The following is a 26,345-nucleotide window of genomic DNA, read 5'->3' as shown; positions in this document are numbered from 1 at the left end:
GTGATCGACATCCGGCACGCCCGGTCGGTTCGGATCGAAACCGCCCGACGCCCGGGGGCGCGGGGTGATCTTTTCCGGGATCGGGGTTGACTGAAATCGCGGGATTGTAGCTAATGGTCGGGACCGCTACGCCAGGTTCATCAGATCGGGGAATCGGAAGGCGCAGGGGTTGTGATTGCGGTGGGCAATTTGGTTGCTCAGGTTCACGGAATTCCGTCGATCGGCGGAGTACCGGGTGATACTGGCGGCGTTGTCACTGAGCGCATCTGAATGTCGATCCGGAACGGATCGCTGATCACGCGAGTGTCGCAATGGCACGCTACCTAGATCACATCTTCGCTGGTCATGCGGTCTTCTTGGTCACGATCAGTGGTTGCTTGCGCAGTAAATCTCTTTCGATTGTCGCCTCATCAGCGTGGTAGCTTCATCGGCCCCAGCGATTTCGAATTCATTCACGCACGCTAACGACGGAGCACTCCCAAGTGGACGTGGCATTGTGGGTTGCCCTCGCGGCAATCGTTGTGATTCTGCTGGCCTTCCTGGTTTCCCTGCAGCGACTCAAGTTCCAGATCCGGCTACGCGACGAGGAAGCGCACCACTTGGTCACGCGGCGACTTCCGGCGCTGATGGACGCCGAGCGCGGCCTGCCCATCGACGTGCCCGGACCACTGCGGCCCACCATCGCCGACTCCGCCTTCCAGCACGAGCTGCAGACCGCCATCGGCCAGTTCGCGGGCTTCGCCGACGAGACCAGGCAGCGGGCCGACCGGGCCGCCAAGGCCACCCTGATCTCCACGATGCGCGGCGTGCAGAGCCTCGCCAACGAGCAGCAGCTGGCCATCACCGAGATGCAGCACGAGCACGACGACCCCGCCGTGCTCGCCGGCCTGATGAAGATCGACCACGCGAACTCGCAGCTCGTGCGGCGCGCCCAGGCCACCGCCGTGCTGTGCGGGACCTGGCCCGGGCAGCAGCGCTCCGCCGCGCCGGTGCTCGACGTGGTGCGCGGGGCGACCTCCCGCATCCGCGACTACCTGCGCGTCGAGGCGCACTCCGAGAGCGAGCTCGCCGTGACCAGCCGCGCCGTCGAACCCGTCGTGCTCGCGCTGGCCGAACTGCTCGACAACGCGGCCCGCTACTCGCAGCCCGCCACCCAGGTCCAGGTGCACTTCCAGCCCGCGCACAACGGGCTGTCCATCGTCGTCGACGACGCCGGGGTCGGCATGAGCCCGGAAGCTCGCGAACGCGCGAAAGCGCTGCTCACCGGCCGGGAAGTCGTCGACATCAACAAGCTGGGCGACCCGCCGCAGATCGGGTTCGCGCTCGCCGGGGTGCTCGCCGCCCGGTACGGGTTCAAGGTCTTCGTGGAAGCCGCCTCGCCCTACGGGGGCATGCGCGCGGTGCTGTTCCTGCCCAACGAACTGCTCACCAAGGCCGAAACGCCCGCGCCCGCAACGACGATGAACGAACCGGCCGCTGATCAGCAGACCAGCGGCGGACTGCCGAAGCGGCAGCGCCGCAGCACCACCACCGTGCCGGTGCAGGCCGCCGAGCAGGGGAACTGGGGAAGGGGCAAGCCATCGGTGATGGGGGCGTGGCAACGCGGCAGCCTCACCGGTCGCGGGTCCGAGGACAAACCGGACGACGAAGAGGGAACCACCGCGCCATGAACAGCAACCGGCAACACGACCTGGGGTGGATGCTCGACGAGGCACTGCGGATCCCGGAGGCCAAGCACGCGATCCTGCTGTCCTCCGACGGCCTGCTGATGGCCCACTCCGCGGGCATCACCTCCGACGAGGCCGACCGGCACGCCGCCGCGATGTCCGGCCTGCAGTCGCTGGCGCGCGCCAACGCGGCCTTCTGCGGCTCGACCGAGCACTCCTGGCAGCAGACCATAACCGAGTACGACCACGGCTACGTCTTCCTCGTCGCCGCAGGTCCGCGCGCCTACATGGCCGCATCCGCGGGACACGGCGTGGACGTGGAGACCATGACCCACCGGCTGATGGAACTCGTCCAGCGGCTCGGCAAGGAGCTCACCGCCGACTTGCGCATCGGTGAACTCGCGTGAAACGCGGTGAACGCGCCTTGGTCCGCCCGCACGTCGTCACGCGCGGCCGAACCCGGCCGTCGCGCAACACCTTCGAGATGGACACCCAGATCTTCGCGGTCCGCGAAGCCTCACCCGGCACCGTCGGGCCCGAGATGCGGCGCGTGCTGGGGCTGTGCCGGGACGGGGCGATGTCGGTCACCGAAGTCGCCGGGCACCTCGCGCTCCCGATCAGCGTGACGAAGGTGCTGCTCGGAGACCTGCTGGACAGCGGCCACATCGTCACCCGCAGCGCCCAGCGCGACCTCGAAGCACCGCGGCTGGACCTGCTGCAGGACGTCCTGGACGGGCTCCGCGCCAGCTTGTAGAGAGCAGGAGACCTCGTGACCGACGACCGAACCCGGCTGCACGGACCGGAATTCGCCGCCGACCCGCAGACCGTCTACCGGCGGCTGCGGGCGGCCGGCCCGACGGCTCCGGTGGAGATCGCCCCAGACGTGCCCGCGACGCTGGTGCTCGGCTACGCCGAAGCCCTGCAGGTGCTGCGCGACCCCGCGAACTTCCCCAAGGACCCCCGTGCCTGGCAGCGCACCGTGCCGCAGGGCTGCCCGGTGCTTCCGCTGATGAGCTACCGGCCCAACTGCATGTTCACCGACGGCGCCACGCACACCCGGCTGCGCGGCGCCATGACCGACGCGCTCGCGCGGGTCGACACCCGGGAGCTGCGCACGAACCTGGAGGAGACCGCCGACGCGCTCATCGACCGCTTCGCCGCCGACGGACGAGCCGACCTGGTCGAGCAGTACGCGCGGGTCCTGCCGCTGCTGATGGTCACCCGCATCTGCGGGGCCCCGCCGGTGATCTCGGAGAAGATCGTCTCCGGTGCGCTGGCGCTGTCCGACGGCGTCGACAGCGGGCGCGGGATCGGCACCGCCGTGGCCGAACTGGTCGCCGCCAAGCGGAGCAAGCCCGGGTCCGACGTCGTGTCGTGGCTGCTCGCGCACCAGGCCGGGCTCACCGACGACGAAGCCGTGCACCAGGTGGCGCTGCTGTGCGGGACGGGGAGCGAGCCGCTGCAGAACCTGATCGCGAACACGCTCCGGTTGCTGCTGGTCGACGAGCGCTTCGCCGGGGACCTCTCCGGAGGAAGCCTGCCGGTGGCCGACGCGCTCGACGAGGTGCTGTGGACCGATCCGCCGATCGCCAACCACGGCACCGTCTTCCCGACCCGGGAAGTGCAGGTGGGCGGCAACCCGGTGCCCGCCGACCAACCGCTGCTGATCAGCTACGCCGGTGCCAACACCGACCCGTCCGTGGACGCCGGAGGCCGCGTCGGCAACCGGGCGCACGTCGCCTTCGGCGCGGGAAGGCACGCGTGCCCGACACCCGCGCAGCGCATCGCGCGGATGACGGGCACCGCGGCCGTCGAACGAGTCCTGGACCGGTTGCCGGACCTGGCACCCGCCGTGCCCGCCGACGCGCTGGAGTGGAAGCCCGGGCCGTTCCACCGCTCCCTGGCCTCGCTGCCGGTGACGTTCCCGCCGCCTCCCCAGCAGATCCGGCCCTGGCTCGGCTCGCCCCCGCCGGTCGTCCGGCGCGACCCCGGCCCCTACCCGCCGGCGAGCCGCTGGGAGGCGTTCACCAGGTGGCTGCGCGGCGGTTGATCACAGCGAGCTGACCGGTGCCTCGTGCAGGTTCTTGATGACGTTGCGCGCGTCCGGGTACTGGGCGGAGCCGGATTCGTAGAGCACGTAGGCGGTTCCGCCGAGGTCGTCGATCCCCTCGGACATGCTCGGCGAGCGGAAGCAGCGCGTCGACGGGATGTCGATGTCGGTGGCGCCCTTGTCGATCACGTAGAGGTTGCTGCGCACGTCGCGGGACAGCGAGGTGCTGTAGACGAACTTGTCGCCGGTGACCATCAGGCCCTGCGTGCCCTTGGGGATCTCGAAGGACTTCCCGGTGGTCAGCGTGCCGTCGGCGGCGACGCTGTAGGCGTACATCTTCTCGCGGCCCTCGCGGCTGTACTTGCCCGCGTAGAGCGTGTTCCCATCACCGGCGAGGAACGACGCGCCGTAGACCTCGCGGGCCTCGCCGGTCTGCTTGACGTACGGGCTGCCCTCGGCCTTCAGCGCGTCGGCGAGCTCGGAGAGCTTGTACTTGCGGATCGTGTAGTGGCCCTCGGCGTTGTTGCGGCCGGTGACGAACGCCCAGCCCTGGGAGATCGCGATGCCGCTGGCGTGGGTCTCGGCGATCTCGACGTCGCCGACGGTCTTACCGGACTTCGGGTCGACGCCGTAGATCTTGGCGTTGGCACCGTCCTTGCCGTAGGCGCTGATCAGCAGCAGGCCGTTCCCGGCGCCGTCCCAGTCGTTCCACGCGGCCAGGCCCTGCGGGGTGTGCTCGGGCAGTCCCGGGATGTCCGGTCCCGCGCTGAACTTCTCGTCGTAGGTGTAGCCCGCCGACGGTCCACTGTAGAACGACGCGTCCTGCCCGCTGGAGTCGGAATCGCAGGTGATCTCCGCAGCAGCTTCAGCGGCCCCTCCCGCGGCCGCACCGGTGGCCGGAACCCCCACCAGCAACGCACCGCACGCGGCGGCCACAACGCTCTTCCGGACCAGCGCCCTCATCGCTCTCTCCCTCAGTGGCGATCAACACGAACACCACCTCAGACGCACCCGAGCCGATTCGGTTCCCTCCACTTCCGACCACACCGGCCCCGGAATTCGAATTTCGCGCGAAATTCGAGCCCGAACTTCGGCGCTCGAAGTTCGCGCGAAATTCGAAAAGGGCGGGGCACGGCCCGGGGGTGGTCCTGTCGGGGGCGAGTTGGGCTTGCTGGCGGGAGGATTCGGCTCCGGTGGCGATGGGGGCGGTCAGCCACTGACGCGGGGTGCCGAAGGCCTCGACGAGGTCGACCGCGTGCGGCCGGATCTCGCCGCACAGGTCGTTGATCGCCTGGGTGATGGCCTTGGCGCGGCGCGGGCTGATCCGCTCGTGCTCCAGGAACCAGGCCTTGTCCTCCTCGATGATCGACAGCGTGTAGAGGTCGCAGAGCTTGTCGAGCAGTTCGGCGTTGCGCGGGTCCTGGCAGCGGTCGACGGCCGCGACGAACGCCTCCAGCACGATCCGGTCGATGTGCACCCGAGCCGCGCGCAGCACGTGGTCCTGCGCGTTGTTGAACACCTCGAAGGCGTTGTCCTTGCCGGCCTTCCGCAGCCTGCGGCCCAGGCCATCGAGGACGTGCTCCTCGCGGTCCTCGAAGGCCTTCAGCTGCCAGCCGCGGTCGAGGATGTCGTCCTTGTTCGACGCGTCGATGATGCGCTGCACGATCGAGTGCGCTGCGGAGCGCTCGATGACCGCACCGACGAACTGGTCCGCGACGAACTTCGCCAGACCGAGCGTGCCGATCCCGTCGAACTGGTCCTTGTAGTTGGTCAGCAGCCCCTTGGCGACCAGCTGCAGCAGCACCGTGTTGTCGCCCTCGAAGGTGGTGAACACGTCGGTGTCGGCCTTGAGCCCCGCCAGCTGGTTCTCGGCGAGGTAGCCGGCGCCGCCGCACGCCTCGCGGCAGGTCTGGATGGTGTGCGTGGCGTGCCAGGTGGTGACCGCCTTCAGCCCGGCGGCGCGGGACTCCAGCTCGCGCTGGGCGCGCTCGTCACTGCCGCGCTGCACCTCGTCGAGAGCCTGCACCAGCTCCTCCTGCGCGAAGTGCAGGGCGAACGACCTCGCCAGCGCCGGGAGCAGTTTCCGCTGGTGGGCAAGGTAATCGAGGACCACGACCTCTTCGTCGGCACCCGGCCGGTCGAACTGGCGGCGCGCGTCGGCGTAGCGCAGCGCGATCTCCAGGGCCAGTTTCGTGGCCGCCCCCGCCGTGCCGGCGACCGAGATGCGGCCGCGGATCAGCGTGCCGAGCATGGTGAAGAACCGCTTGCCCTCGCTGTCGATCGGGCTGCTGTAGGTGCCGTCCTCGGCGACGTCGCCGTAGCGGTTGAGCAGGTTCTCGCGCGGAACCCGCACCTCGTCGAAGTAGATGCGGCCGTTGTCGACGCCGTTGAGCCCAGCCTTGCGACCGCAGTCCTCGATGCGCACGCCCGCGCAGGGGTTGCCGGTCTCGTCCCGGATCGGGACCAGCAGCGCGTGCACGCCGTGGCTCTTGCCGTCGGTGATGAGCTGGGCGAACACCACGGCCATCCGGCCGTCGCGGGCGGCGTTGCCGATGTACTCCTTGCGCGCCGCCTCGTGCGGGGTGTGGACGACGAACTCCTGCGTCGCCGGGTCGTAGGTGGCGGTGGTGCGCAGCCGCTGCACGTCGGAGCCGTGACCGGTCTCAGTCATCGCGAAGCAGCCCGCCAGCTCGGCGCTCATGATGTCGCGCAGGTAGCGCTCGTGGTGCCGTTCGGTGCCCAGCGCGACGACCGCGCCGCCGAACAGGCCCCACTGCACACCGGACTTGACCATCAGCGACAGGTTCCCGCACAGCAGTTCCAGCGAGACCACCGAACCACCCTGGTCGCCGGCACCGCCTTGCGCGACGGGGAAACCGAGCCCGGGGACGCCGGACTTGGCCAGCAGGCGCAGCTGCTCCAGGGTTCGCGCCCGGTGGCTCTCGGTGTCGAGCCCGTCGGCGTTGGTGAGGTCGTTCTCGCGCAGCGACTCGCGGACCTTCTCGCGCACCGAGGCCCACCGGCCATCCAGCAGATCGCGGAGCTCAGCTGCGTCGAATGCGGGGTTGGTCATCGCGGCCTCCACTGTGTCGTCCCGACGCCGCCCACCGTAGTTACCGGCGGGTAACCCCGCCATGCGACGTAACTCACCACGCAGCGTAGTGCCGCACACGCAACCCGAACCCCGAACACGACGAAGGGGCGCCCCCAAAGGAGACACCCCTCCACACCACGACATCCGCCCCGCCGCGGAGAACCCGGATTACCGCCGTAATCAGGCACCGGAATACCGGCGTAATCAGGAACCACGCACCGGATTACCGACGCATTCGGGATCAAGGTACCGGATTACCGGCGTAATCGGGGGTCTGATTACGGCGGTAATCCGGGTTGCGAGCGAGAGGACGTGGTCAGGCGACGATGTTGACGAGGCGGTTGGGGACGACGATGACCTTGCGGGGGTCCTTGCCGTCCAGCGCCGCGACGATCTTGTCGTCGGCGAGGGCCGCGGACTTGACCGCGTCCTGGTCGGCCGAGGCCGGGACCTGGACACGGGAGCGGACCTTGCCGTTGACCTGGATCGGGTACTCGATCGAGTCCTCCACCAGGTACTGCTCGTCGGCGACCGGGAACGGGCCGTGCGCCAGGCTGCCGGTGTTGCCCAGGCGGGTCCACAGCTCCTCCGCCAGGTGCGGCGTCAGCGGCGCCACCATCAGCACCAGCGGCTCCACCACCGAGCGCGGGGTGCCCGCGGCCGACGAGTAGGCCTTGGTGATCCGGTTGTTGAACTCGATCAGCTTCGCCACCGCAGTGTTGAACCGCAGCTCGGCGAAGTCCTCCCGGACGCCCGCGATCGTCTTGTGCAGGGCGCGCAGCATCTCGGTGTCCGGCTCGTCGTCGGTCACCCGCAGCTCGCCGGTGTTCTCGTCGACGACGTTGCGCCACAACCGCTGCAGGAACCGGTGCGAGCCGACGACGTCCTTGGTCGCCCACGGACGCGAGGCCTCCAGCGGGCCCATCGACATCTCGTACAGCCGCAACGTGTCCGCGCCGTAGGCGTCGGCCATCTCGTCCGGGGAGACCGAGTTCTTCAGGCTCTTGCCCATCTTCCCGTACTCGCGGCGGACCTCCTGGCCCTGGTAGAAGAACTTCCCGTCGGACTCCTCGACCTCTTCGGCCGGGACGTAGACGCCGCGCGGGTCGGTGAAGGCGTAGGCCTGGATGTAGCCCTGGTTGTACAGCCGCCGGTACGGCTCCTCCGAGGACAGGTGACCCAGGTCGAACAGCACCTTGTGCCAGAAGCGGGAGTACAGCAGGTGCAGCACCGCGTGCTCCACGCCGCCGACGTACAGGTCCACACCGCCCGGGTCGTTGCCGCCGTGGGCCTGCGGGTCCTTGCCCATCCAGTACCGCTCGTTGGCCGGGTCGACGAACCGCTCGGAGTTGTCCGGGTCGATGTAGCGCAGCTGGTACCAGCAGGAACCCGCCCACTGCGGCATGACGTTGGTGTCGCGCTCGTAGTGCTTGAGCCCGTCGCCCAGGTCGAGCTCGACGTGGCGCCACGCCTCGGCCTTGGCCAGCGGCGGTTCGGGGCGCGAGTCGGCGTCCTCCGGGTCGAAGGTGCGCGGCGAGTAGTCCTCGACCTCCGGCAGCTCGACCGGCAGCTGGTCCTCCGGCAGCGCGCGGGGCACGCCGTCGGAGCCGTAGACGATCGGGAACGGCTCGCCCCAGTAGCGCTGGCGGGCGAACAGCCAGTCGCGCAGCTTGTACTGGACGGTGCCGCGGCCGTGGCCGTGCTCCTCCAGCCAGGCGATCACGGTCTTCTTCGCGTCGGCGATGTCCAGGCCGTTCAGGCTCAGACCGGTGGTCTCCGACGCGGAGTTGATGGCCGGTCCGTCACCGGTGTAGGCCTCGCCGTCGAACCCGTCGGCCGGCTGCACGGTGCGGATGATCGGCAGCCCCAGCACGGTGGCGAAGTCCCAGTCGCGCTGGTCCTGGCCGGGGACCGCCATGATCGCGCCGGTGCCGTAGCCCATCAGCACGTAGTCGGCGATGAAGATCGGGATGCGGGTGCCGTTGACCGGGTTGGTGGCGTGGGCACCGGTGAAGACGCCGGTCTTCTCCTTGTTCTCCTGCCGGTCCAGGTCCGACTTCATCGACGCGGCGCGCCGGTAGGCGGCCACGGCGTCCGCCGGGGTGGCCGCGCCGCCGGTCCAGCGGTCGTCGGTGCCGTCCGGCCAGGCATCGGCGGTCAGCTCGTCGACCAGGGGGTGTTCCGGCGCCAGCACCATGTAGGTGGCGCCGAACAGGGTGTCCGGACGGGTCGTGAAGACCTCGACGGAACGGTCGGACTCACCGACCGGGAACACCACGTTGGCGCCCTGCGAGCGGCCGATCCAGTTCCGCTGCATCGTCTTGACCTTGTCCGGCCAGTCCAGCCGGTCCAGGTCGTCGACCAGGCGGTCCGCGTAGGCGGTGATCCGCATCATCCACTGCTTCAGGTTGCGGCGGAACACCGGGAAGTTGCCGCGTTCGGTCAGCCCGTCCGCGGTCACCTCCTCGTTGGCCACCACGGTGCCCAGGCCCGGCGCCCAGTTGACCGGCGCTTCGGACAGGTAGGCCAGCCGGTGGGAGTCGACGACCTCGCGCTGCTCGTCCGGGGACAGGTCCGCCCACGGGCGGCCGTCCGGGGTGGCGCGCTCACCGGCGGCGAACTCGGCCTCCAGCTCGCTGATCGGGCGTGCGCGGCCCTTGCCGCCGTCGGCGTCGGCGTCGTACCAGGCGTTGAAGATCTGCAGGAAGATCCACTGCGTCCAGCGGTAGAACTCGATGTCGGTGGTCGCGATGCGACGGCGCTCGTCGTGGCCCAGGCCCAAGCGGCGGATCTGCCCCAGGTAGCGCTCGATGTTCTGCTCGGTCGTGGTCCGCGGGTGCGTGCCGGTCTGCACCGCGTACTGCTCGGCGGGCAGGCCGAACGCGTCGAAGCCCATCGTGTGCAGCACGTTGCGGCCCAGCATGCGGTGGTAGCGGGCGTAGACGTCGGTGCCGATGAAGCCCAGCGGGTGGCCGACGTGGAGACCGGAACCGGACGGGTACGGGAACATGTCCTGGACGAACAGCTTGTCCTCGGGCACCTCGCCCCCGGCCATCGAGCCCGCGGGGTTCGGCGCGTGGAACGTGCCGCGCTCGGTCCACTCCCGCTGCCAGCGCTGCTCGATCTCGGTCGCGGTGCCCGCCGTGTACCGGAACGGCGGGACCTCTTCGGACGAAGAAGCCGCCCCCGCTGTGTTGACCTCTCCTGGCTGGCCAGTCATGTCGTTGCGTCCTTCCCTGCTCCGCCGGAACGCGCGCGTTCGTGCGCCCTAGTGTGCCGCCCCCGAAAAACGGAAAACCCCCCAGCCCTGCTCGGGCATGAGGGGTCGCCGCGCTGAACCGGTCTCATCGGCTCAACGCGGCCTCGCAAGAAGCAGCCTCGCGCTCACGGGTCCAGGGTAGCGGACCAGGCAAAACGGTTTCCGGGCAGCCGCGGCAAGCCGCGTGTGGGGCAGCGCACCCGTAGCCGATGTCGAGCGGATCGCGGTCGGCCGGAGGTTTAGGCTGCTGGGGTGCTCGCTGTTCAGGTGATCCTCTGCGCGGTTCTGGTCCTCGGCGGAGCGGCTTTGCTGCTGCTCGGGTTCCGGGGCCTTCGGAGTTCGCTGCCCCTCAACACCTACGTCGGCGTGCGGACACCCGCGGCGATGCGCAGCGAGGAGGCCTTCGAGCTCGCCAACCGGGCGGCCGGGCCGGCGATGCTGGCCGCCGGCGGGACCGCCGTGCTGGCCGGGGCGTCGCTGCCGGCGCTGGCGAGCGGGTTCAGCGTCGCGATGGTCGCGGTGCTCGGCCTGGTCGGCGCGTTCGCGCTGATGACCGTCGGCGGGGTTGTGGGCAACCGCGCCGCCGAGACCGTTCCGGACCCCGCTCCCGCGGGTGGTTGTGGGGGCTGCGCAGGCGGCTGCTGCGGCGCCTGACCTGCGCTGACGCACTTCTCCCCAAGTTATCCACAGGGAGTTGTCCACAGGTCTGTGGACAACTAGTTCAGCTTCACGTCGCCCGGGTGGGTCGCCAGGAACGCCAGGGGCGGCCCTTGTCTGCGGAGGACGCGCGACCACAGCTCGGTCTCCGGGTCGGCGATGACGTCGTCCGGCAGCGCCGGGACGACCAGCCAGTCGCCGCGTTCGATCTCCCCGGCCAGCTGCCCCGCGTCCCATCCCGCGTAGCCCGCGAAGAACCGCAGGCCGCGCGCCTTGGGCGCCAGCTCCTCCGGGTCGCCGTCCAGGTCGACCATCCCCACCGGCCCGCGCACCCCGACCATCCCGTCGATCTCCGAGACGTCCTCGCCCGCTCGCAGGGTCGCCAGGCAGATCGCCGTGCGCTGCTCGACGGGCCCGCCGACGAAGAGCGACTGGGGGAGCGTCGCGTGGTCCCCCCACTTCGGGAGCACGTCGTGCACCGCGACCTCGCTGGGCCGGTTCAGCACGACGCCGAGGGTGCCCTCCGCGCGGTGGTGGATGACGTAGACGACGGTTCGCCGGAAGTTCTTGTCCATCAGCTGCGGAGCAGCGACCAGCAACGTCCCCGGCTCCACCTCAGCGTCCGATCCCACTTGCGCATGATCTCACCGGATCGCCGGGGCTGACCCCTTCCTGGCACAACAAGATGAGCGGAAACACGCAGAACAATACGAACGAATGATGAACAGCGAGCGGTAATGCTCGCTGTTCACAACTCAGTATTAATAGTTCAGCGCTGAACGCTCACTGACCTGGGGTTTCGATGCCCTGTTCGCGGGCCCAACGGTGCAGTTCCTCGACGGCTTCCTCGCGGGACATCGGTCCGCGGTCCAGCCGGAGCTCCTTGAGGTGCTTCCACGCCTTGCCCACGACCGGACCCGGCTCCACCCCGAGCAGCCCCATGATCTCGTTGCCGTCGAGGTCCGGGCGGACTTTCGCCAGGCCCTCCTCGGCGGCGATCCGGTCGATCCGCTCCTCGAGGTCGTCGTAGGCCCGCTGCAGGGCGTTGGCCTTGCGCTTGTTGCGGGTCGTGCAGTCGGCGCGCACCAGCTTGTGCAGCCGGGGCAGCAGCGGGCCCGCGTCGTTGACGTAGCGGCGCACCGCCGAGTCGGTCCACTGCCCGTCGCTGTAGCCGTGGAACCGCAGGTGCAGGAAGACCAGGTCGGCGACCTGGTTGATGACGTCCTTCGGGTAGCGCAGCGCGCGCAGCCGCTTGCGGGTCATCTTCGCGCCGACCACCTCGTGGTGGTGGAAGCTCACCCCGCCGCCTGACTCGAAGCGCCTGGTCGCGGGCTTGCCGATGTCGTGCAGCAGGGCCGCCAGCCGCAGCACCAGGTCCGGTTCGGCGTCCGGGTCGGCCGCCCTCTCCAGGTCGATGGCCTGGTCGAGCACCGTCAGCGAGTGGCCGTAGACGTCCTTGTGCTGGTGGTGCTCGTCGATCTCCAGCTTCATCGCCGGGACCTCGGGCAGCACGTGATCGGCCAGCCCCGACTCCACCAGCAGCTCCACCCCGCGACGCGGGAACTCGCCGCACAGCAGCTTCGACAGCTCCACCTGCACCCGCTCGGGGGTGATCCGGGCGATCTCGGCGGACATCTCGGTCATCGCCCGCACCACCCGGTCGCTGGGCGCGAAGCCGAGCTGGGCGACGAAGCGCGCGGCGCGCAGCATCCGCAGCGGGTCGTCGGCGAAGGACTCCTCGGGCGTGGCCGGGGTGTCCAGCCGCTTGTCGACGAGGTCGGTCATGCCGTTGTGCAGGTCGACGAAGGTGCGCTCGGGCAGCTCGATGGCCATCGCGTTGACCGTGAAGTCGCGGCGCACCAGGTCGCCCTCGATGGTCTCGCCGAAGGCCACCTCGGGGTTGCGGCCGACGCGGTCGTAGCTGTCGGCGCGGAAGGTGGTGATCTCCACCGTGGTGCCGTGTCGGAAGGCGCCGAGCGTGCCGAACTGGATCCCGGTGTCCCAGATCGTCTCGGCCCACCCGGTCAGCAGCTCGCGGACCTGCTCGGGCCGCGCGTCGGTGGTGAAGTCCAGATCCGTGCCCAACCGCCCCAGCAGGGCGTCCCGCACGCTGCCGCCCACCAGGTAGAGCCGGTGGCCGGCCTCGGCGAACCGCTTGCCCAGCTCCTCGGCGACCGGTGCGACCTTGATCAGCTCAACGACGGCGTTGCGCTGAGCGTCTCGCTCCAAGGACGGCTGACCGGAACCGGAGTGCTGCTTGTTGGACACGATTAACCAGGGTATCCGCCACGCACCCACCCACGACGCACGCCCGCAGCAGCGCCGAGGTTCCACCTGTCGGGCCGTTGAGCAAAACGACCACGCGATCCCGAAACCTCTACCATCGGGGCATGCCCCCGTCGCCCGGCCGCTCCTCCGGCGGTTCCCAGCCGGGGCGTCGAAACCGGCGCCGGCGGCGACGGCTGCGGACGGTCGACGAGACCTCGGCCGGAGGACTGGTGATCGACGGCGTTCACGGGCTGGCTGCGATCATCGGGAGGTTGGATCGCCGGGGACGGCTGTTGTGGTCGTTGCCCAAGGGACACATCGAGCCTGGTGAGACGCCGGAGCAGACCGCGGTGCGGGAAGTCGCGGAGGAGACCGGCATCATCGGCCGCGTGGTGACCGCGATCGGCACCATCGATTACTGGTTCGTCGCGGGAAATCGGCGGATCCACAAGACGGTTCACCACTTCCTGCTGGATGCGGTGGGCGGAGAGCTGTCCGACGAGGACGTGGAGGTCACCGAGGTGGCATGGGTGCCGCTCGGTGAGCTGGACGAGGTGTTGGCCTACGCCGACGAACGCCGGCTGGTGCGCCGGGCGCTGAGCCTGCGCGACGGCGACGGCCGCGGCGACGGTCTCGCAGGAGGCGAGCGCCTCGGGGCACGACCGACGAGAGGGAGCGGGACGGAGCAGACGTGAGGTTTCTGCTGGCCGCGCTGTGCGCGGTGCTGTTGTTCGCGATGCTGCCGGTCACTCAGGCGACCGCGCAGAGCGGCAGCTCAGCCGACTTCGACGTGACCAAAGTCACACCCTCGGTGGTGGGCGGGGGATCGCCGGGCGAAGTCGTCGTCAGCGGCAGACTGACCAACCACAGCGGCCGCGCGCTCACCGGGATCCAGGCCCAGGTCGAGCGCGGCACCCCGCCGACCAGCGAACCCGCCGTGCAGCGCGCGATGAGCGACGGCTCCACCGGCATCACCCAGCCCGCCGTCGTCCCGGTCGCCAACCGGCTCGAACCCGGCCAGTCGCTGCCCGTGCAGATCCGCGTGCCGCTGACCGGCTCGAACTCCTTGCAGGTCAGCGAGCCGGGCATCTTCCCGGTGATGGTCAGCGTCCAAGCCGGTCGCTCGAACCTCGCCGAAGCCCAGTTCCTGCTGCCGGTCACCTCGCTGCCCGGCCAGCCGCCGCTGCGCCCCGCGCAGGCGACCCCGACCAGCCTGGTCGTGCCGATCGTCGACACCCCGCGCCTGGAGCGCGAGGCGCTGCCCGGCGGACGCGCCGTGCTCGTCGACGACCAGCTGTCCACCTCGCTCGCCCCCGGCGGCAGGCTCTACGACCTCGTGCAGGCCATCAGCGACAGCGCCCCGGCGGGCTCCTCGCTGGGCAACGCGATGTGCTTCGCCATCGATCCGGACCTGCTGATCACCGCCAAGGCGATGCAGGGCGGGTACCAGGTCCGCCAGCCCAACAACACCCTCGTCGAGGGCATCGGCCGGTCCGCCGCCGACCTGTGGCTGACCAAGCTGCGCCAGGCCACCGCCGGCCGCTGCGTGATCTCGCTGCCCTACTCCGACGCCGACGTGGTCGCCCTCGGCCGCGCCGGGCTCTCCGACCTCGTCGACGGCGCGATGGACGGCTCCCAGCTGATCAGCGCCCCGGACGGGCTGGGCGTGGAACCGCGCGACGTGATGTGGCCGATCGAGGGCGCGCTGGCCGACCCGAAGATCGGCGACCTGCCGTCGACGATGCTGCTGGACACCCGGTCGATGAACATCCCGGCCGGCTCGCTGACCCCGGTCAAGCTGCGCGGCCACGACACCACCGCCATCCCGATCGACCCGCTGATGGCGTCCGCGCTGGACCCCAACCGCGACACCCAGCAGGAGGTCACCCAGCCGTCCCCGCCCGGCAGCGGGGCGCTGTCCTCGCAGAACGCGCTCGGCGCGCTGGCCTTCCGGGCCACCGGCGGCTACATCCCGAACGCGACCTCGGTGCTGGTGCCGCCGCGCCGCTGGAACATGCGGGCCGACGACCTGCGCGGTCTGCTCACCGGCCTGTCGAAGCTCGACGCCGACGGGCTGATCCGGCTCACCGCGCTGCCCTCGCCGAACCCCGCGACGCTCGCCGAGGCCGACCTGACCTACCCGGTGCAGGCGGGCGGTTCGGAGATCCCGCGCGAGGTGATCGACAAGCTCGCCGCGCAGAACTTCAAGGTCGGCGACCTGGCCCGGTCCTCCGAATCCGACCGCGCCCAGACGGTCTCGCCCGGCCGGGTCACCACCCCGCTGCGCAACGGCCTGCTGCACGGCGTCTCCAGCTCCTGGCGCGGCAACTCCGGCGCGGCCGACGACTGGGTCCGCCGGGCCACCGGGCCGATCAACGACATGCTCGCCAAGGTCCGCATCGAGGAGTACCCGGGCACCACCAACCGGCTGTCCTCGGACAGCCCGATCCCGGTCACCGTCGTCAACGACCTGCCGTTCACCGTCGGCATCCGGTTCGAGATCCCCAGCGTGCCCGGCGTGGAGGTGCAGCACGAGTTCGGCGGCGGCCTGGCCACCGTGCCCGCCAACGGGCGGCGGCAGTTCATGCTGGAGGCCTCCGCGCAGCGCGCCGGCCGGTTCGTGGTCGACATCAGCGTCACCGCCGGTTCCGGCACCCCGCTGGGCGCCACCAAGCGGCTGCCGATGGAGTCCACCGAGTACGGCGCGCTGATCCCGTGGCTGACCGGCATCGCCGGAGCCGTGCTGGTGCTGATGTCGGTGCGCCGGATCGTGAACAAGGCCAAGGCCCGCCGGGAGCGCAAAGCAGCAGCTCAGCAGACGCCCGACGCAGCGCAGACGCAGCCGTTAGCGCACGCCGCCACCACCGCCTCCGCCACGCACCCGCCCACCACCGAAGGCGACCGCGACCGGGGCTGAGATCCTGGTGCGAACGTCCCGGCACGCCGGGGTAGCGCAGGCGCGGGTAAGGATTGAGGTAGTGAACCGACAAGATCCCAGGCGGTCCGGTGGGCAGCCCGACAGCCCGACCATGCCGATCCACCGCGGCTCCACGCCCGGGCAGAACGGGCGGCAGGGCTGGCACGTCGCCGAGACGCAGCCGATCTCCGCGGTCCCCGCCGAACCCGGCCCGGACCAGGCCTTCGAGCAGGCCGCCGAGCAGACCCAGGTCATCCGCCCGGTCTCACCGAGCAAGCCGTCGCTGCTCAAGGCCAGCGGTTCGATGGCCATCGCGACCCTGATCAGCCGGATCACCGGTTTCTTCTGGAAGTTGCTGCTGGCCTTCGCGGTCGGCTTCGGCGTCATCAACGACTCGTTCAACGTCTCCAACACGCTGCCCAACAGCATCTTCGAGCTGCTCATCGGCGGGGTGCTGACCAGCGTCGTGGTTCCGGTGCTGGTGCGATCGCAGAAGGCCGACGCCGACGGCGGGCAGCGCTTCGTGCAGCAGATGATGACGCTGGCCGTGGTGGTGCTGGGCATCGGCACGGTGATCGCCGTGCTCTGCGCGCCGATCCTGACCTGGATCTTCGTCACCGAGTCGGACAACTCGAACACCGAGCTCGTCAACGTCCTGGCCTACCTGCTGCTGCCGCAGATCTTCTTCTACGGCCTGTCCGCGCTGGCCGGCGCGATCCTGCAGTCCAAGCAGATCTTCAGCCCGCCGGCTTGGGCGCCGGTGGTCAACAACCTGGTCGTGATCGTCACGATCGGCGTCTACATGCTGCTGCCGGGCGAGATGTCGCTCAACCCGGTGTCGATGAGCGACGCGCACGTGCTGGTGCTGGGCATCGGCGTCACGCTCGGCGTGGTCAGCCAGGCCGCCATCCAGGTCCCCGCGCTGCGCGCGACCGGCTTCACCTTCCGCTGGCGCTGGGGCTGGGACTCGCGGCTGTCGGAGTTCGGCGGGCTGGCGCTGTGGATGCTGGCCTACGTCGCGGTCAGCCAGGTCGGCCTGATCGCGCTGAGCCGAGTCGCCTTCACCGGCGACGAGGGCGGCTGGTCGACCTACAACTACGTGTGGATGCTGCTGCAGCTGCCCTACGGCGTCATCGGCTTCTCGATCATGACCGCGATCCTGCCGCGCATGTCGGCGGCCGCCGCCGACGAGGACTACGCGAAGGTGATCGACGACCTGTCGCTGGGCAACCGGCTCTCGACGGTGACGCTGATGCCGGTCAGCGCGGTGATGACCGCGCTCGGCGTGCCGCTGGCGCTGGCGCTGTTCGCGCTGCGCGGGGAGACCGGTTCGGCCACGACGCTCGGTGTGGCGTTGGCGGTTTCGGCCTTCGGCGTGCTGCCGTACGCGCTGACGATGATGCAGATGCGGACGTTCAACGCGCTCAACGACGCCCGCACCCCGACGCTGATCATGGTCGTGATGACGGTGGCGAAGGTGCTGCTGGCGATCCTGGTCGCCGGGTTCCTGCCGTCCGATCAGATCGTGTTCGGCCTGACCTTCGTCAACTCCTTCACGTTCGTCGTCGGCTGGTTGGTCGGCGAGGCCTGGCTGCGGCACCGGCTCGGACCGCTCGGCAGCCGCCGATTCCTGACCACGCTGGGCAAATCGCTCGTCGCGTCGGTCATCGGCGGTCTCGCCGCGTGGGGCGTCGCGATCGGCATCGACGCGCTCGTCCCGGGCTCGGCAGGAGCCGGAACGGGTTGGCTGCAGCTGCTGATCGGCAGCGTGGTGGGTTTCACAGTCATCTTCGGGTTGATGTCGATGCTTCGAGTGGCCGAACTTCAACCCGCGATCGGGCGCCTCACCGGTTTGCTACGTCGTCGCTGACTTTCGCGTCACGTACCCTCATCTAGGAAGTCTCCTTCCGTGAGGGCAACCCGTAGGCGGACCGGAAGGAGCGGGAGAGGGAAGGTGTCCAGCAAACCCACCGAACGGATCGCGGCGGACAGCGAAGAACCCGGAGCCGATGCTCCGGCGGAGCAGCTCACACCGGGCCGGGTCTTGGATCACGGCCGGTACCGGCTGCTCTCCCAAGTCGGGTCGGACGAGCGCTGCAACGCCGAACTGTGGCGTGCCAAGGACGGAGTCCTGGGCCGCGACGTCGCGCTGACGATCCTGGTCGGGGATCGCGCGGACGCCGAGGCCGCCACCAACGCGCGACGCACCCTGGAACGCGCGATGCACGCCAGCACCTTCAACCACGTCGGCGTCGCGCGGGTGCTCGACGTCGTCACCCAGTCCGCAGGTGATCCGCCCGGCGTGCTCGGCCTGGTCATCGCCGAGTGGACGCACGGCACCGACCTGCTCGACCTGGTCGCCGAGGGACCGCTGCCGCCGGGGACCGCCGCTCGGCTGATGCAGCCGCTGGCCGCCGCGGTCGAGTCGGCGCACCACGCCGGGCTGGTCCTGGGCGCCGACCACCCGCAGCGCATCCGGGTCACACCGGAGGGCGAGGTGCGGATGGCGTTCCCCGGACCGCTGTCGCACGCCACCTCCAGCGACGACGTGCAGGGCCTCGGCGCCGCGCTGTACCTGCTGCTCACCGGCCGCTGGGCGCTCGGCGACGCGCCCGAGGGCCTGCCACCGGCACCGACCGGACCGGACGGGAACCTGGTCGCACCGCGCACTCTCCGCCCGACCGTGCCGATGGAGCTGTCCACCGTCGCGGTCCGCGCCCTCGGCAACCCGGACTCGACCGGCACCACCGGGGGAGTCCGCACCGGCGCCGCCGTGCTGCGGGTGCTGGAGCAGTACGCGACCTACGAGCCGACGAACGCGATGTCCAACGGCGCACCGCCCGCCGAGTCCAACGAGGTGTGGCGCCGCGAGGACCCGAAACCGGACAAGGCGCAGAACAAGAAGCTCGCGATCAGCGTCGGCGTGCTCGCGGTCGCGACGATCCTGGTGATCGGCTGGATCGCGGTCGGCGTGATCGGCATCTTCACCGAGTCGAACCAGTCCAGCGGGAGCGGCACGGTGATCAGCGGCAACAACCCGGAAACCGCCCAGCAGAAACCGCCTCAGCCGCAGGCGGCCCCGGTCCGCATCTCCGACGGAACCTCGTTCAGCGCCAACAACGAACCGGACGCACCGGCCAGGATCAAGAACCTCTTCGACGGCGACCCGAGCACCTACTGGTCGACCTTCGGCTACTTCCAGCAGCTCGGGCCCGGCGGCATCAACTCCGCCACCGGCGCCGTGCTGACCCTGGAGCGCCCCGCGGTCGTGCAGGAAGTCGTGATCAACTCGCCGAGCGCCGGTTCGAAGGTGGAGGTCCGCCAGGTCGACGGTTCGCCGAGCATGAACTCGAAGCTGCTCGGCAGCGCGGTGCTCAACTCCGGCGACACGCCGATCAAGCTCGAAGCGGTCGCGCCCAGCAGCAAGATCATGGTGGTGCTCACGCAGCTGTCGCAGAGCGGCGGCGAGTACTCCTCGCGGATCAACGAGATCACGGTCTCGGGGAGCGCGGCCTGACCCCAGCACGACGAAGCGGGTGTGATCGCAGTCACGATCGCATCCGCTTTTTCGTTGCCGACCAGGGCAATTCGGTCACATTTGCGCAGGGGGGCTTCAGCCCTTCTCACGGTCAGTATTGTCTTGAGCCGTGTCTGTCCCTGCCCCCTCTGACGCCGAGCTCATAGCGGCGCACGCCAACGGGGATCCGCGTGCGTTCTCCGAGCTCTTCCGCCGACATCGGGATCGGCTGTGGGCCGTGGCCCTGCGGACCATGCGCGACCCCGACGAAGCGGCGGACGCCTTGCAGGACGCGATGATCTCGGCCTTCCGCAACGCCTCGTCGTTCCGCGCCGAATCGCAGGTCACCACGTGGCTGCACCGGATCGTCGTGAACGCCTGCCTGGACCGGATCCGGCGTCGCCAGGCCCGGCCCACGGTTCCGCTGCCGGAAACCGGCCCGGAGCCCGCGGTCCCGCGCGACGCGATCGCCGACCAGGACACCAGAATGGTCGTGCAGGAGGCGCTGGCCCAGCTCCCCGACGACCAGCGCTCGGCGATCGTCCTGGTCGACGTGGAGGGGTATTCGGTGGCCGAAACCGCCGTGATGCTCGGCATCGCCGACGGCACGGTCAAGAGCCGTTGCGCGCGCGGTCGAGCCAGGCTCGCGAAACTTCTGGGGCACCTGCGGAACCCAAGTGCAGATGCGAACGTCCCAGATGACGCGATGGCAATGCGTCGACGGGAGGGACGATGAGTGGGGAGAGCCGGCGCGCGGGGGCGCCGCAGGGACCACCTTGGTCCCTGGACCTGCTGGCCGATCTGCACGCGGGAGTGCTGGACGGCCCGACCGCCGACGAACTGCGCCGTCAGGTCGAAGCCGACCCGGAGGCCCGGGAGATCATGGCGGCGCTGGACGCCACCAGTTCCGATCTCGCCGACCTGCCCCCGCTGACCATTCCTGACGACGTCTCGGCGCGGATCGAGGCGGCGCTGCAGGACGAGGTCCGCGCGTGGACCGAGGACGCGACGCCGACGCGGCCGGTTCAGCGGATGCCAACGATGTCGGAGCCCGCGGGCGAGAACGCCCAGGTCGTCGACTTCGCCGCGGCCAAGGCCCGCCGACGCCGCCGGATGACCATCGGAGCCGGGCTGGTGGGCGTCGCCGCCGCCGCGGCCGCCGTGGTCTTCGCGGTGCTGCCGGGCACCAGCCAGAACAACACCGCCCAGCCACCGGCCCCGACCGACACCCGGCCGAGCGGGAGCCAGGGCGCACCGCTGGCGCTGACCGGCGACCAGGTCACCCTCGACGGGAAGCAGTTCTCGCAGGTCATGTCCTCGGACCAGTACGTGTCCACGCTCGCCGACCCGCAGCAGCTGATCGGCTGCCTGCAGGCCAACGGCGTCCAGGGCGGCAAGCCGATGGGCGCCCGCGAGATCACCCTCAACGGCAGACCGGCCCAGCTGCTGATCCTCCCAGGAGGCAGCCTCGGCCAGTTCAGGCTTTTAGCGGTGGGCCCCGACTGCAGCAGGGGCAACCCGTCGACCATCTCGAACAGCACGTTCGGCGGCTGAAAGACACCGCCCGCAACGCGCCCGGTTCCCGCATCGTGGGAGGAATCGGGCGCGTTGTGCTGTGCGGCACCGGGTCCCGGTGATCGGGAACATCGCCGAATAGGATCGCGTTGATGCCAATACGGTCGCGCTCCTGCGCGGCGGAGACGCTACGAAGGGAAGGGGCGCGGTGACCAGCGACGTCCGCAACGTGATCATCGTTGGTTCCGGTCCGGCCGGCTACACCGCTGCGGTGTACGCGGCCCGGGCAGAGCTGGAGCCGGTGATCTTCGAGGGAACCCAGTTCGGTGGCGCACTGATGACCACCACCGAGGTGGAGAACTACCCGGGGTTCAAGGACGGGATCATGGGTCCCGACCTGATGGAGCAGATGCGCTCCCAGGCCGAGCGCTTCGGCGCCGAGCTGCGCACCGAGGACGTCGAGCGCATCGACCTCTCCGGTGACGTCAAGACGGTCGTCGCCAACGGGGTCGAGCACAAGGCCCGCGCCGTCATCCTCGCGATGGGTGCTGCGGCGCGCTACCTCGACGTCCCGGGCGAGGAGACCCTGCTCGGCCGCGGCGTGTCCGCCTGCGCCACCTGCGACGGGTTCTTCTTCCGCGACCAGGACATCGCCGTCATCGGCGGCGGTGACTCGGCGATGGAGGAGGCCACCTTCCTGACCCGCTTCGCGAAGTCGGTGACCATCATCCACCGCCGCGAGGAGTTCCGCGCCTCCAAGATCATGCTGGAGCGCGCCCGGGCCAACGAGAAGATCAAGTGGCTGACCAACAAGGCCGTCGACGAGGTCCAGGGCGAGGGAAAGGTCAGCGGCCTGAAGCTGCGCGACACCGTCACCGGTGAGACCTCCGAGCTGGCCGTGAGCGGCATGTTCGTGGCCATCGGGCACGACCCGCGCAGCCAGCTGGTCCGCGGTCAGGTCAGCCTCGACGACGAGGGCTACGTGCAGGTGCAGCAGCCCAGCACGCACACCGGCATCCCCGGCGTGTTCGCCTGCGGCGACCTCGTGGACCACACCTACCGGCAGGCCATCACCGCCGCCGGGTCCGGTTGCTCCGCCGCGATCGACGCCGAGCGCTGGCTCGCCGAGAACGAGACCCCGCAGGCCGAGATCGCCTCCGAGCTGGTCGGCGGCGGCTACGGGGCCTGAGCCCCGACCGGCACCGACACCCAGACCACTCCAACCCGAGCAGAAACAGGGAGATGAACATGGCCGGCAACACCGTGACCGTGGACGCCGATTCCTTCAAGAGCACCGTCCTGGACAGCGACAAGCCCGTGCTGGTCGACTTCTGGGCGACCTGGTGCGGGCCGTGCAAGATGGTCGCCCCGGTGCTGGAGGAGATCGCCGACGAGCACGCCGACAAGATCACCGTCGCCAAGCTCGACATCGACCAGAACCCCAGCATCTCCCGCGACTACCAGGTGATGTCGGTCCCGACGCTGCTGGTCTTCCAGAACGGTCAGCCGGTCAAGCAGATCGTCGGCGCCAAGCCGAAGGCCGCGCTGCTGTCGGACCTGTCCGACTACCTCTGATCGTAAACCTGTGATCTCGCTGTGAAATCAGCCTCGTTTCGAGGCAACCGAATAACGCGAACCCGCCGTCTTGTCGATAGGACAGTGACGGCGGGTTCGTGTTTTCACGATCTCCACGCCCACGGCGGGGCTGTGATCTCGCGGCGGCGCGAGGTCACTCGTGTACGGTCCGTTGTCGCACGTCCGACCCGGTGCTCGTAGGCCGCAGCGCCGGGGTACGGCGCACAAGGCACAATGACCCGACGGGTCCGCCAGCCGCGGGCCCGCTCCGCAAACGCAGAACTCGGGACAACCCCGACCATCCTCCGCGTCGGTGTCGCGCCGACGCCTGAATCGAGCGAGGAGTGCATGCAGCTGCTCCACCGCGGTGACGTCGGTCCGGCCGTTGCCGAGATCAAGAACACCCTTGCCTCGCTGGGACTGCTGTCGGCCAACGGCCGGCCGGGGCCCGCGATCTTCGACGAAGCGGTGGAACAAGCGGTACGCGGCTTCCAGCAGCAGCGCGGCCTGATCACCGACGGGGTCGTCGGTCCGGCCACCTATCGCGCGCTCACCGACGCCCGCTGGCGGCTCGGCGACCGCTCGCTGGCATTCCTGGTGTCCAAGCCGGTCAGCGGCGACGACGTGTTCGCCCTGCAGGAGCGCCTGCTGGAGCTGGGCTACGACGCGGGCCGCCCGGACGGCATCTTCAGCGCCGAGACGGAGCAGGCGCTGCGCAGCTTCCAACGCGACTACGGGCTCACCCCGGACGGCATCTGCGGCCCCGGCACCCTGCGTGCCCTCAAGCAGCTCGCACCCAAGGTCCGCGGTGGCCGTCCGGTGTTCCTGCGCGAGCAGGAGAAGGTCCGCCGGGCCGGTCCGCGGCTGCGCGGCAAGCGGATCGTGATCGACCCGGGCCACGGCGGCGCGGACCGCGGTGTCACCGTCGGCGACGTCTCCGAGGCCGACCTGACCTGGGACCTGGCCCGCAGGCTCGAGGGCCGGATGGTGGCCACCGGGATGGAAGCGCTGATCACGCGCGGCCCGAACGCCTGCCCGCCCGACGCCGACCGCGCCGCGTTCGCCAACGAGGCGGGCGCCGACATGTTCCTGTCGCTGCACGCCGACGCCAACCCGTCGTCGCTGGCCGACGGCGTGGCGAGCTTCCACTTCGGCACCGGCAACGGCACCACCTCCACAGTGGGCGAGGCGCTGGCCGGGTTCCTGCAGCGCGAGATCGTGGCCCGCACGGGCATGCGCGACTGCCGCACCCATCCGAAGACCTGGGACGTCCTCCGACTGACCCGGATGCCCGCCGTCCGGATGGAGATCGGCTACCTGACCAACGAGGGCGACCGCAACCGCCTGCTCGACCCGTCGTTCCGCGACGTGGTCGCCGAGGGCCTGCTGGTCGCGGTGAAGCGCCTCTACCTGCTCGGCAAGGACGACCAGCCGACGGGCACCTTCACCTTCGACGACCTGCTGCGCCACGAGCTGGCGCGCGCTGAAGGCGCCTGAGAGCCTCTCAGGCGCCGCCGACCGCCGGCTCGGCGGTCTTGATGGTTACGGACGTCAGCAGGCGCTCCAGGGCGGCCTCGACGTCCTCCTTCCAGCTGATGGCCGTCCGCAGCTCCAGCCGCATCCGCGGCCACTTGGGATGCTGCCGGACGGTCTTGAAGCCGACCTGCTGGAGGAACCCGGCCGGGATCACGCAGCCGTCGGCCTCACCGGTGAGATCGCCGAAGGCCTCGACCGCCTTCACCCCGCGCCGGGTCAGGTCCTTGGCGACGTTCTGCACCAGGACGCGGCCCAGGCCGCCCTCCTCGAACTCGGGGATCACCTTCAACGCCGTGAGCAGCACGGCGTCCGCGCTGACCGGCGCGGTGGGGAAGGACGCGGCACGCGGCACGGCGGCCGGGGGAGCGTAGATCGCGTACCCCGCGGGCACGCCGTCGACGTAGACGATGCGACCGCAGGAGCCCCACTCCAGCAGCACGCTGGAGACCCAGGCTTCCTTCTCCAGCTCGGTCTCGCCGAACTCCTCCGCCTGCTCCCGGATGTGCGGCGCCAGCTCCCAGTAGACGCACCGGCGGCACTTCGGGGGCAGGTGGTCGAGGTTGTCCAGCGTGACGCCGACCACGCGTCGCGACACCTGACCTCCTGGCAAGCCGCAAGAACCCGCGCACGATACGGCGGGAGTACAGCCAGAATAGGCCGCTCACCTGCCGGACGGGAAGCACCACTACTCACCCGGGCCGCCTCGATGGGGTGAGATCGCTAACCACGGTCGACCAAGATCCACGAGCGAAACACCTAGACCAGCGCCAACCTGATGTTCCACGTGAAACAAGGGCGGGTGGCACCCGCGGGTGGGACGATCGCCGCGGGACAGCTGACCAGTGCCGACGAGAGGCCTGTTACACAGGCGATACTTCGAAACGATAGGGCCTATAGAATCGCCCGAATCGCTGGTGCGCCTAACCGAAACGGGAGCGCGATATGTCGGATCAAGGAAGCCAACCAGACCAGCCTGACCACTCGGTGGACAAGGCCGCCCGGAACCTGGACGCGTACCGGGCGCGCTACGCCGAGCGGACCGCCGGGATGACCGCATCCGAGATCCGAGCTCTCTTCGCCGTCGCCAGCCGCCCCGAGGTGGTCTCGCTGGCGGGCGGCATGCCCAACCTCGCCGCTCTCCCGCTGGACTCGCTGGCCACCGAGGTGGCCCGGCTGGTGTCCGAGGACGGCCAGGTGGCCCTGCAGTACGGCTCCGCGCACGGCGTGCCCGAGCTTCGCGAGCAGATCTGCGAGGTCATGGCGCTGGAGGGGATCAGCGCCCACCCGGACGACGTGGTGGTGACCGCGGGCTCCCAGATGGGCCTGGACATGGTCACCCGCATCTTCTGCGACCCGGGCGACGTGATCCTCGCCGAGGGCCCGTCCTACGTGGGCGCGCTGGGCTCGTTCGGCGCCTACCAGGCCGAGGTCGTCCACGTGGCGATGGACGAGGACGGCCTGCAGCCGGACGCGCTGCGCCAGGCGATCACCGACCTGGAGAAGCAGGGCAAGCGGATCAAGTTCCTCTACACGATCCCGAACTTCCACAACCCGGGCGGCATCACGCTCGCGGTGAACCGGCGGGCGGAGATCTTGGAGATCTGCCGCCAGGCCGACATCCTGGTGGTGGAGGACAACCCGTACGGGCTGCTCGGCTTCGACGGCAAGCCCCACCCGGCCCTGCGCAGCATGGACCCGGACAACGTCGTGTACCTGGGGTCGTTCTCCAAGACGTTCGCGTCGGGCCTGCGGGTCGGCTGGGTGCTGGCCCCGCTGGCGATCCGGGAGAAGCTGGTGCTGACGGCCGAGTCGGCCACGCTGTGCCCGCCCACGCTGAACCAGATGATCGTCTCCCGCTACCTGTCGACGCACGACTGGCAGGGTCAGATCAAGATCTTCCAAGAGCAGTACCGGGAGCGCCGGGACGCGATGATGGCCGCGCTGGAGCAGTACATGCCGGCGGGTTGCACGTGGACGAAGCCCGAGGGCGGCTTCTTCGTCTGGCTGACCGTGCCGGAGGGCGTGGACACCAAGGCGATGCTGCCGCGCGCGGTGACCCAACGGGTCGCCTACGTGTCGGGCACCGGTTTCTACCGGGACGGTTTCGGCAGCCGGCAGATGCGGCTGTCCTACTGCTACCCGACGCCGGAGCGGATCCGCGAGGGCGTGCGCCGGCTCGCCAACACGCTGTCCGAGGAGATGGAGCTGGTCCGCACCTTCGGTACCGTGCCGCCCAGGAGCGTGCCGGGCCCGCAGGCGCCGTCGCCCGACACCGCGTGAGTTTTTCCCA

The 26,345-nt window shown here is 69.9% G+C and carries 20 protein-coding genes and 1 pseudogene; 15 read left to right on the top strand and 6 right to left on the bottom strand.

Annotation, left to right across the window (positions count from 1 at the left end; genetic code table 11):
- Positions 1-521: 521 nt before the first annotated feature.
- Genes R4I43_RS25395 through R4I43_RS25380 form a run of 4 tightly spaced genes read left to right on the top strand, consistent with a single transcriptional unit; the run spans position 522 to position 3,717 of the window.
- A complete protein-coding gene (locus R4I43_RS25395) occupies positions 522-1,670 on the top strand; it encodes an ATP-binding protein (RefSeq protein ID WP_324268211.1) in 1,149 nt (382 codons plus the stop codon).
- Positions 1,667-2,074 (top strand): roadblock/LC7 domain-containing protein, encoded by a 408-nt coding sequence (locus R4I43_RS25390; protein WP_324268210.1) that lies wholly within the window; start codon positions 1,667-1,669, stop codon positions 2,072-2,074. Before R4I43_RS25395 ends, R4I43_RS25390 begins: the two co-directional genes overlap by 4 nt.
- Positions 2,071-2,421, top strand: a complete 351-nt coding sequence (locus R4I43_RS25385; RefSeq protein WP_324268209.1) for a DUF742 domain-containing protein — start codon at positions 2,071-2,073, stop codon at positions 2,419-2,421. The genes R4I43_RS25390 and R4I43_RS25385 overlap by 4 nt, the downstream gene beginning before the upstream one ends.
- A gap of 15 nt (positions 2,422-2,436) precedes the next feature.
- Positions 2,437-3,717, top strand: coding sequence for a cytochrome P450 family protein (locus tag R4I43_RS25380; RefSeq protein ID WP_324268208.1), 1,281 nt, complete (start codon positions 2,437-2,439; stop codon positions 3,715-3,717).
- Here the strand turns inward: R4I43_RS25380 and R4I43_RS25375 are convergent, their stop codons facing one another.
- The 3 genes and pseudogenes from R4I43_RS25375 to leuS all read right to left on the bottom strand — a co-directional run bounded on the left by R4I43_RS25375 (position 3,718) and on the right by leuS (position 10,031).
- Positions 3,718-4,680, bottom strand: coding sequence for a hypothetical protein (locus tag R4I43_RS25375; protein WP_324268207.1), 963 nt, complete (start codon positions 4,678-4,680; stop codon positions 3,718-3,720). It lies immediately after the preceding gene.
- A 229-nt stretch (positions 4,681-4,909) separates the two neighbouring features.
- Positions 4,910-6,790: pseudogene (locus R4I43_RS25370) on the bottom strand (acyl-CoA dehydrogenase family protein); the annotation flags it as partial.
- Positions 6,791-7,127: 337 nt separating this feature from the next.
- Entirely contained in the window at positions 7,128-10,031 is a 2,904-nt protein-coding gene (gene leuS / locus R4I43_RS25365) for a leucine--tRNA ligase (RefSeq protein WP_324268206.1), read from the bottom strand.
- 291 nt (positions 10,032-10,322) lie between these two features.
- Between leuS and R4I43_RS25360 the strand changes: the two genes are divergently transcribed.
- Positions 10,323-10,724, top strand: coding sequence for an SdpI family protein (locus tag R4I43_RS25360; RefSeq protein WP_324268205.1), 402 nt, complete (start codon positions 10,323-10,325; stop codon positions 10,722-10,724).
- 62 nt (positions 10,725-10,786) lie between these two features.
- On the opposite strand, the gene R4I43_RS25355 is transcribed toward R4I43_RS25360, so the two are convergent.
- Together R4I43_RS25355 and R4I43_RS25350 are read right to left on the bottom strand one after the other, a co-directional pair.
- Positions 10,787-11,359 (bottom strand): YqgE/AlgH family protein, encoded by a 573-nt coding sequence (locus R4I43_RS25355; RefSeq protein WP_324268204.1) that lies wholly within the window; start codon positions 11,357-11,359, stop codon positions 10,787-10,789.
- 151 nt (positions 11,360-11,510) lie between these two features.
- Positions 11,511-12,995: a CCA tRNA nucleotidyltransferase gene (locus R4I43_RS25350; RefSeq protein ID WP_324268203.1), complete on the bottom strand. Its 1,485-nt coding sequence runs from the start codon at positions 12,993-12,995 to the stop codon at positions 11,511-11,513.
- Between the two features lie 122 nt (positions 12,996-13,117).
- Between R4I43_RS25350 and R4I43_RS25345 the strand changes: the two genes are divergently transcribed.
- From R4I43_RS25345 to R4I43_RS25305, 9 genes are all read left to right on the top strand, one after another.
- On the top strand, positions 13,118-13,690 hold the full coding sequence (locus tag R4I43_RS25345; RefSeq protein ID WP_324268202.1) for an NUDIX hydrolase: 573 nt from the start codon (positions 13,118-13,120) through the stop codon (positions 13,688-13,690).
- Positions 13,687-15,912 carry a DUF6049 family protein gene (locus tag R4I43_RS25340; RefSeq protein WP_324268201.1) on the top strand — a complete coding sequence of 742 codons (2,226 nt, stop codon included), beginning with the start codon at positions 13,687-13,689 and terminating at the stop codon, positions 15,910-15,912. The genes R4I43_RS25345 and R4I43_RS25340 overlap by 4 nt, the downstream gene beginning before the upstream one ends.
- Positions 15,913-15,973: 61 nt before the next feature.
- Positions 15,974-17,782 (top strand): murein biosynthesis integral membrane protein MurJ, encoded by a 1,809-nt coding sequence (gene murJ / locus R4I43_RS25335; protein ID WP_324268200.1) that lies wholly within the window; start codon positions 15,974-15,976, stop codon positions 17,780-17,782.
- Between the two features lie 84 nt (positions 17,783-17,866).
- Positions 17,867-19,429 carry a protein kinase family protein gene (locus R4I43_RS25330; RefSeq protein WP_324268199.1) on the top strand — a complete coding sequence of 521 codons (1,563 nt, stop codon included), beginning with the start codon at positions 17,867-17,869 and terminating at the stop codon, positions 19,427-19,429.
- Positions 19,430-19,559: 130 nt separating this feature from the next.
- Positions 19,560-20,165, top strand: a complete 606-nt coding sequence (gene sigM, locus R4I43_RS25325) for an RNA polymerase sigma factor SigM (RefSeq protein ID WP_324268198.1) — start codon at positions 19,560-19,562, stop codon at positions 20,163-20,165.
- Entirely contained in the window at positions 20,162-20,983 is an 822-nt protein-coding gene (locus R4I43_RS25320) for an anti-sigma factor (RefSeq protein WP_324268197.1), read from the top strand. Before sigM ends, R4I43_RS25320 begins: the two co-directional genes overlap by 4 nt.
- 169 nt (positions 20,984-21,152) lie before the next feature.
- Entirely contained in the window at positions 21,153-22,133 is a 981-nt protein-coding gene (gene trxB / locus R4I43_RS25315; RefSeq protein ID WP_324268196.1) for a thioredoxin-disulfide reductase, read from the top strand.
- Between the two features lie 59 nt (positions 22,134-22,192).
- A complete protein-coding gene (trxA, locus tag R4I43_RS25310) occupies positions 22,193-22,519 on the top strand; it encodes a thioredoxin (RefSeq protein ID WP_324268195.1) in 327 nt (108 codons plus the stop codon).
- 348 nt (positions 22,520-22,867) lie between these two features.
- A complete protein-coding gene (locus R4I43_RS25305; protein ID WP_324268194.1) occupies positions 22,868-24,016 on the top strand; it encodes an N-acetylmuramoyl-L-alanine amidase in 1,149 nt (382 codons plus the stop codon).
- A 7-nt stretch (positions 24,017-24,023) separates the two neighbouring features.
- Here the strand turns inward: R4I43_RS25305 and R4I43_RS25300 are convergent, their stop codons facing one another.
- The gene (locus tag R4I43_RS25300; protein ID WP_324268193.1) at positions 24,024-24,650 is read right to left on the bottom strand and encodes a GNAT family N-acetyltransferase; all 627 of its coding nucleotides are present in this window, start codon (positions 24,648-24,650) and stop codon (positions 24,024-24,026) included.
- 347 nt (positions 24,651-24,997) lie between these two features.
- On the opposite strand from R4I43_RS25300, the gene R4I43_RS25295 reads away from it, so the two are divergent.
- Positions 24,998-26,335, top strand: a complete 1,338-nt coding sequence (locus tag R4I43_RS25295) for an aminotransferase-like domain-containing protein (RefSeq protein ID WP_324268192.1) — start codon at positions 24,998-25,000, stop codon at positions 26,333-26,335.
- The last annotated feature ends 10 nt before the right edge of the window (positions 26,336-26,345 follow it).

It is taken from the genome of Saccharopolyspora mangrovi, from assembly GCF_035320975.1.
Taxonomy (GTDB): domain Bacteria; phylum Actinomycetota; class Actinomycetes; order Mycobacteriales; family Pseudonocardiaceae; genus Saccharopolyspora; species Saccharopolyspora mangrovi.
This window is presented reverse-complemented; position numbering and strand designations above follow the sequence as displayed.

Excerpts from the sequence above, each read along its gene's own strand:
- trxA (WP_324268195.1), top strand. The coding sequence starts at position 22,193 with ATGGCCGGCAACACCGTGACCGTGGACGCCGATTCCTTCAAGAGCACC.
- leuS (WP_324268206.1), bottom strand. The coding sequence starts at position 10,031 with ATGACTGGCCAGCCAGGAGAGGTCAACACAGCGGGGGCGGCTTCTTCG.
- R4I43_RS25320 (WP_324268197.1), top strand. The coding sequence starts at position 20,162 with ATGAGTGGGGAGAGCCGGCGCGCGGGGGCGCCGCAGGGACCACCTTGG.
- R4I43_RS25295 (WP_324268192.1), top strand. The coding sequence starts at position 24,998 with ATGTCGGATCAAGGAAGCCAACCAGACCAGCCTGACCACTCGGTGGAC.
- R4I43_RS25390 (WP_324268210.1), top strand. The coding sequence starts at position 1,667 with ATGAACAGCAACCGGCAACACGACCTGGGGTGGATGCTCGACGAGGCA.
- R4I43_RS25345 (WP_324268202.1), top strand. The coding sequence starts at position 13,118 with ATGCCCCCGTCGCCCGGCCGCTCCTCCGGCGGTTCCCAGCCGGGGCGT.
- R4I43_RS25375 (WP_324268207.1), bottom strand. The coding sequence starts at position 4,680 with ATGAGGGCGCTGGTCCGGAAGAGCGTTGTGGCCGCCGCGTGCGGTGCG.
- R4I43_RS25305 (WP_324268194.1), top strand. The coding sequence starts at position 22,868 with ATGCAGCTGCTCCACCGCGGTGACGTCGGTCCGGCCGTTGCCGAGATC.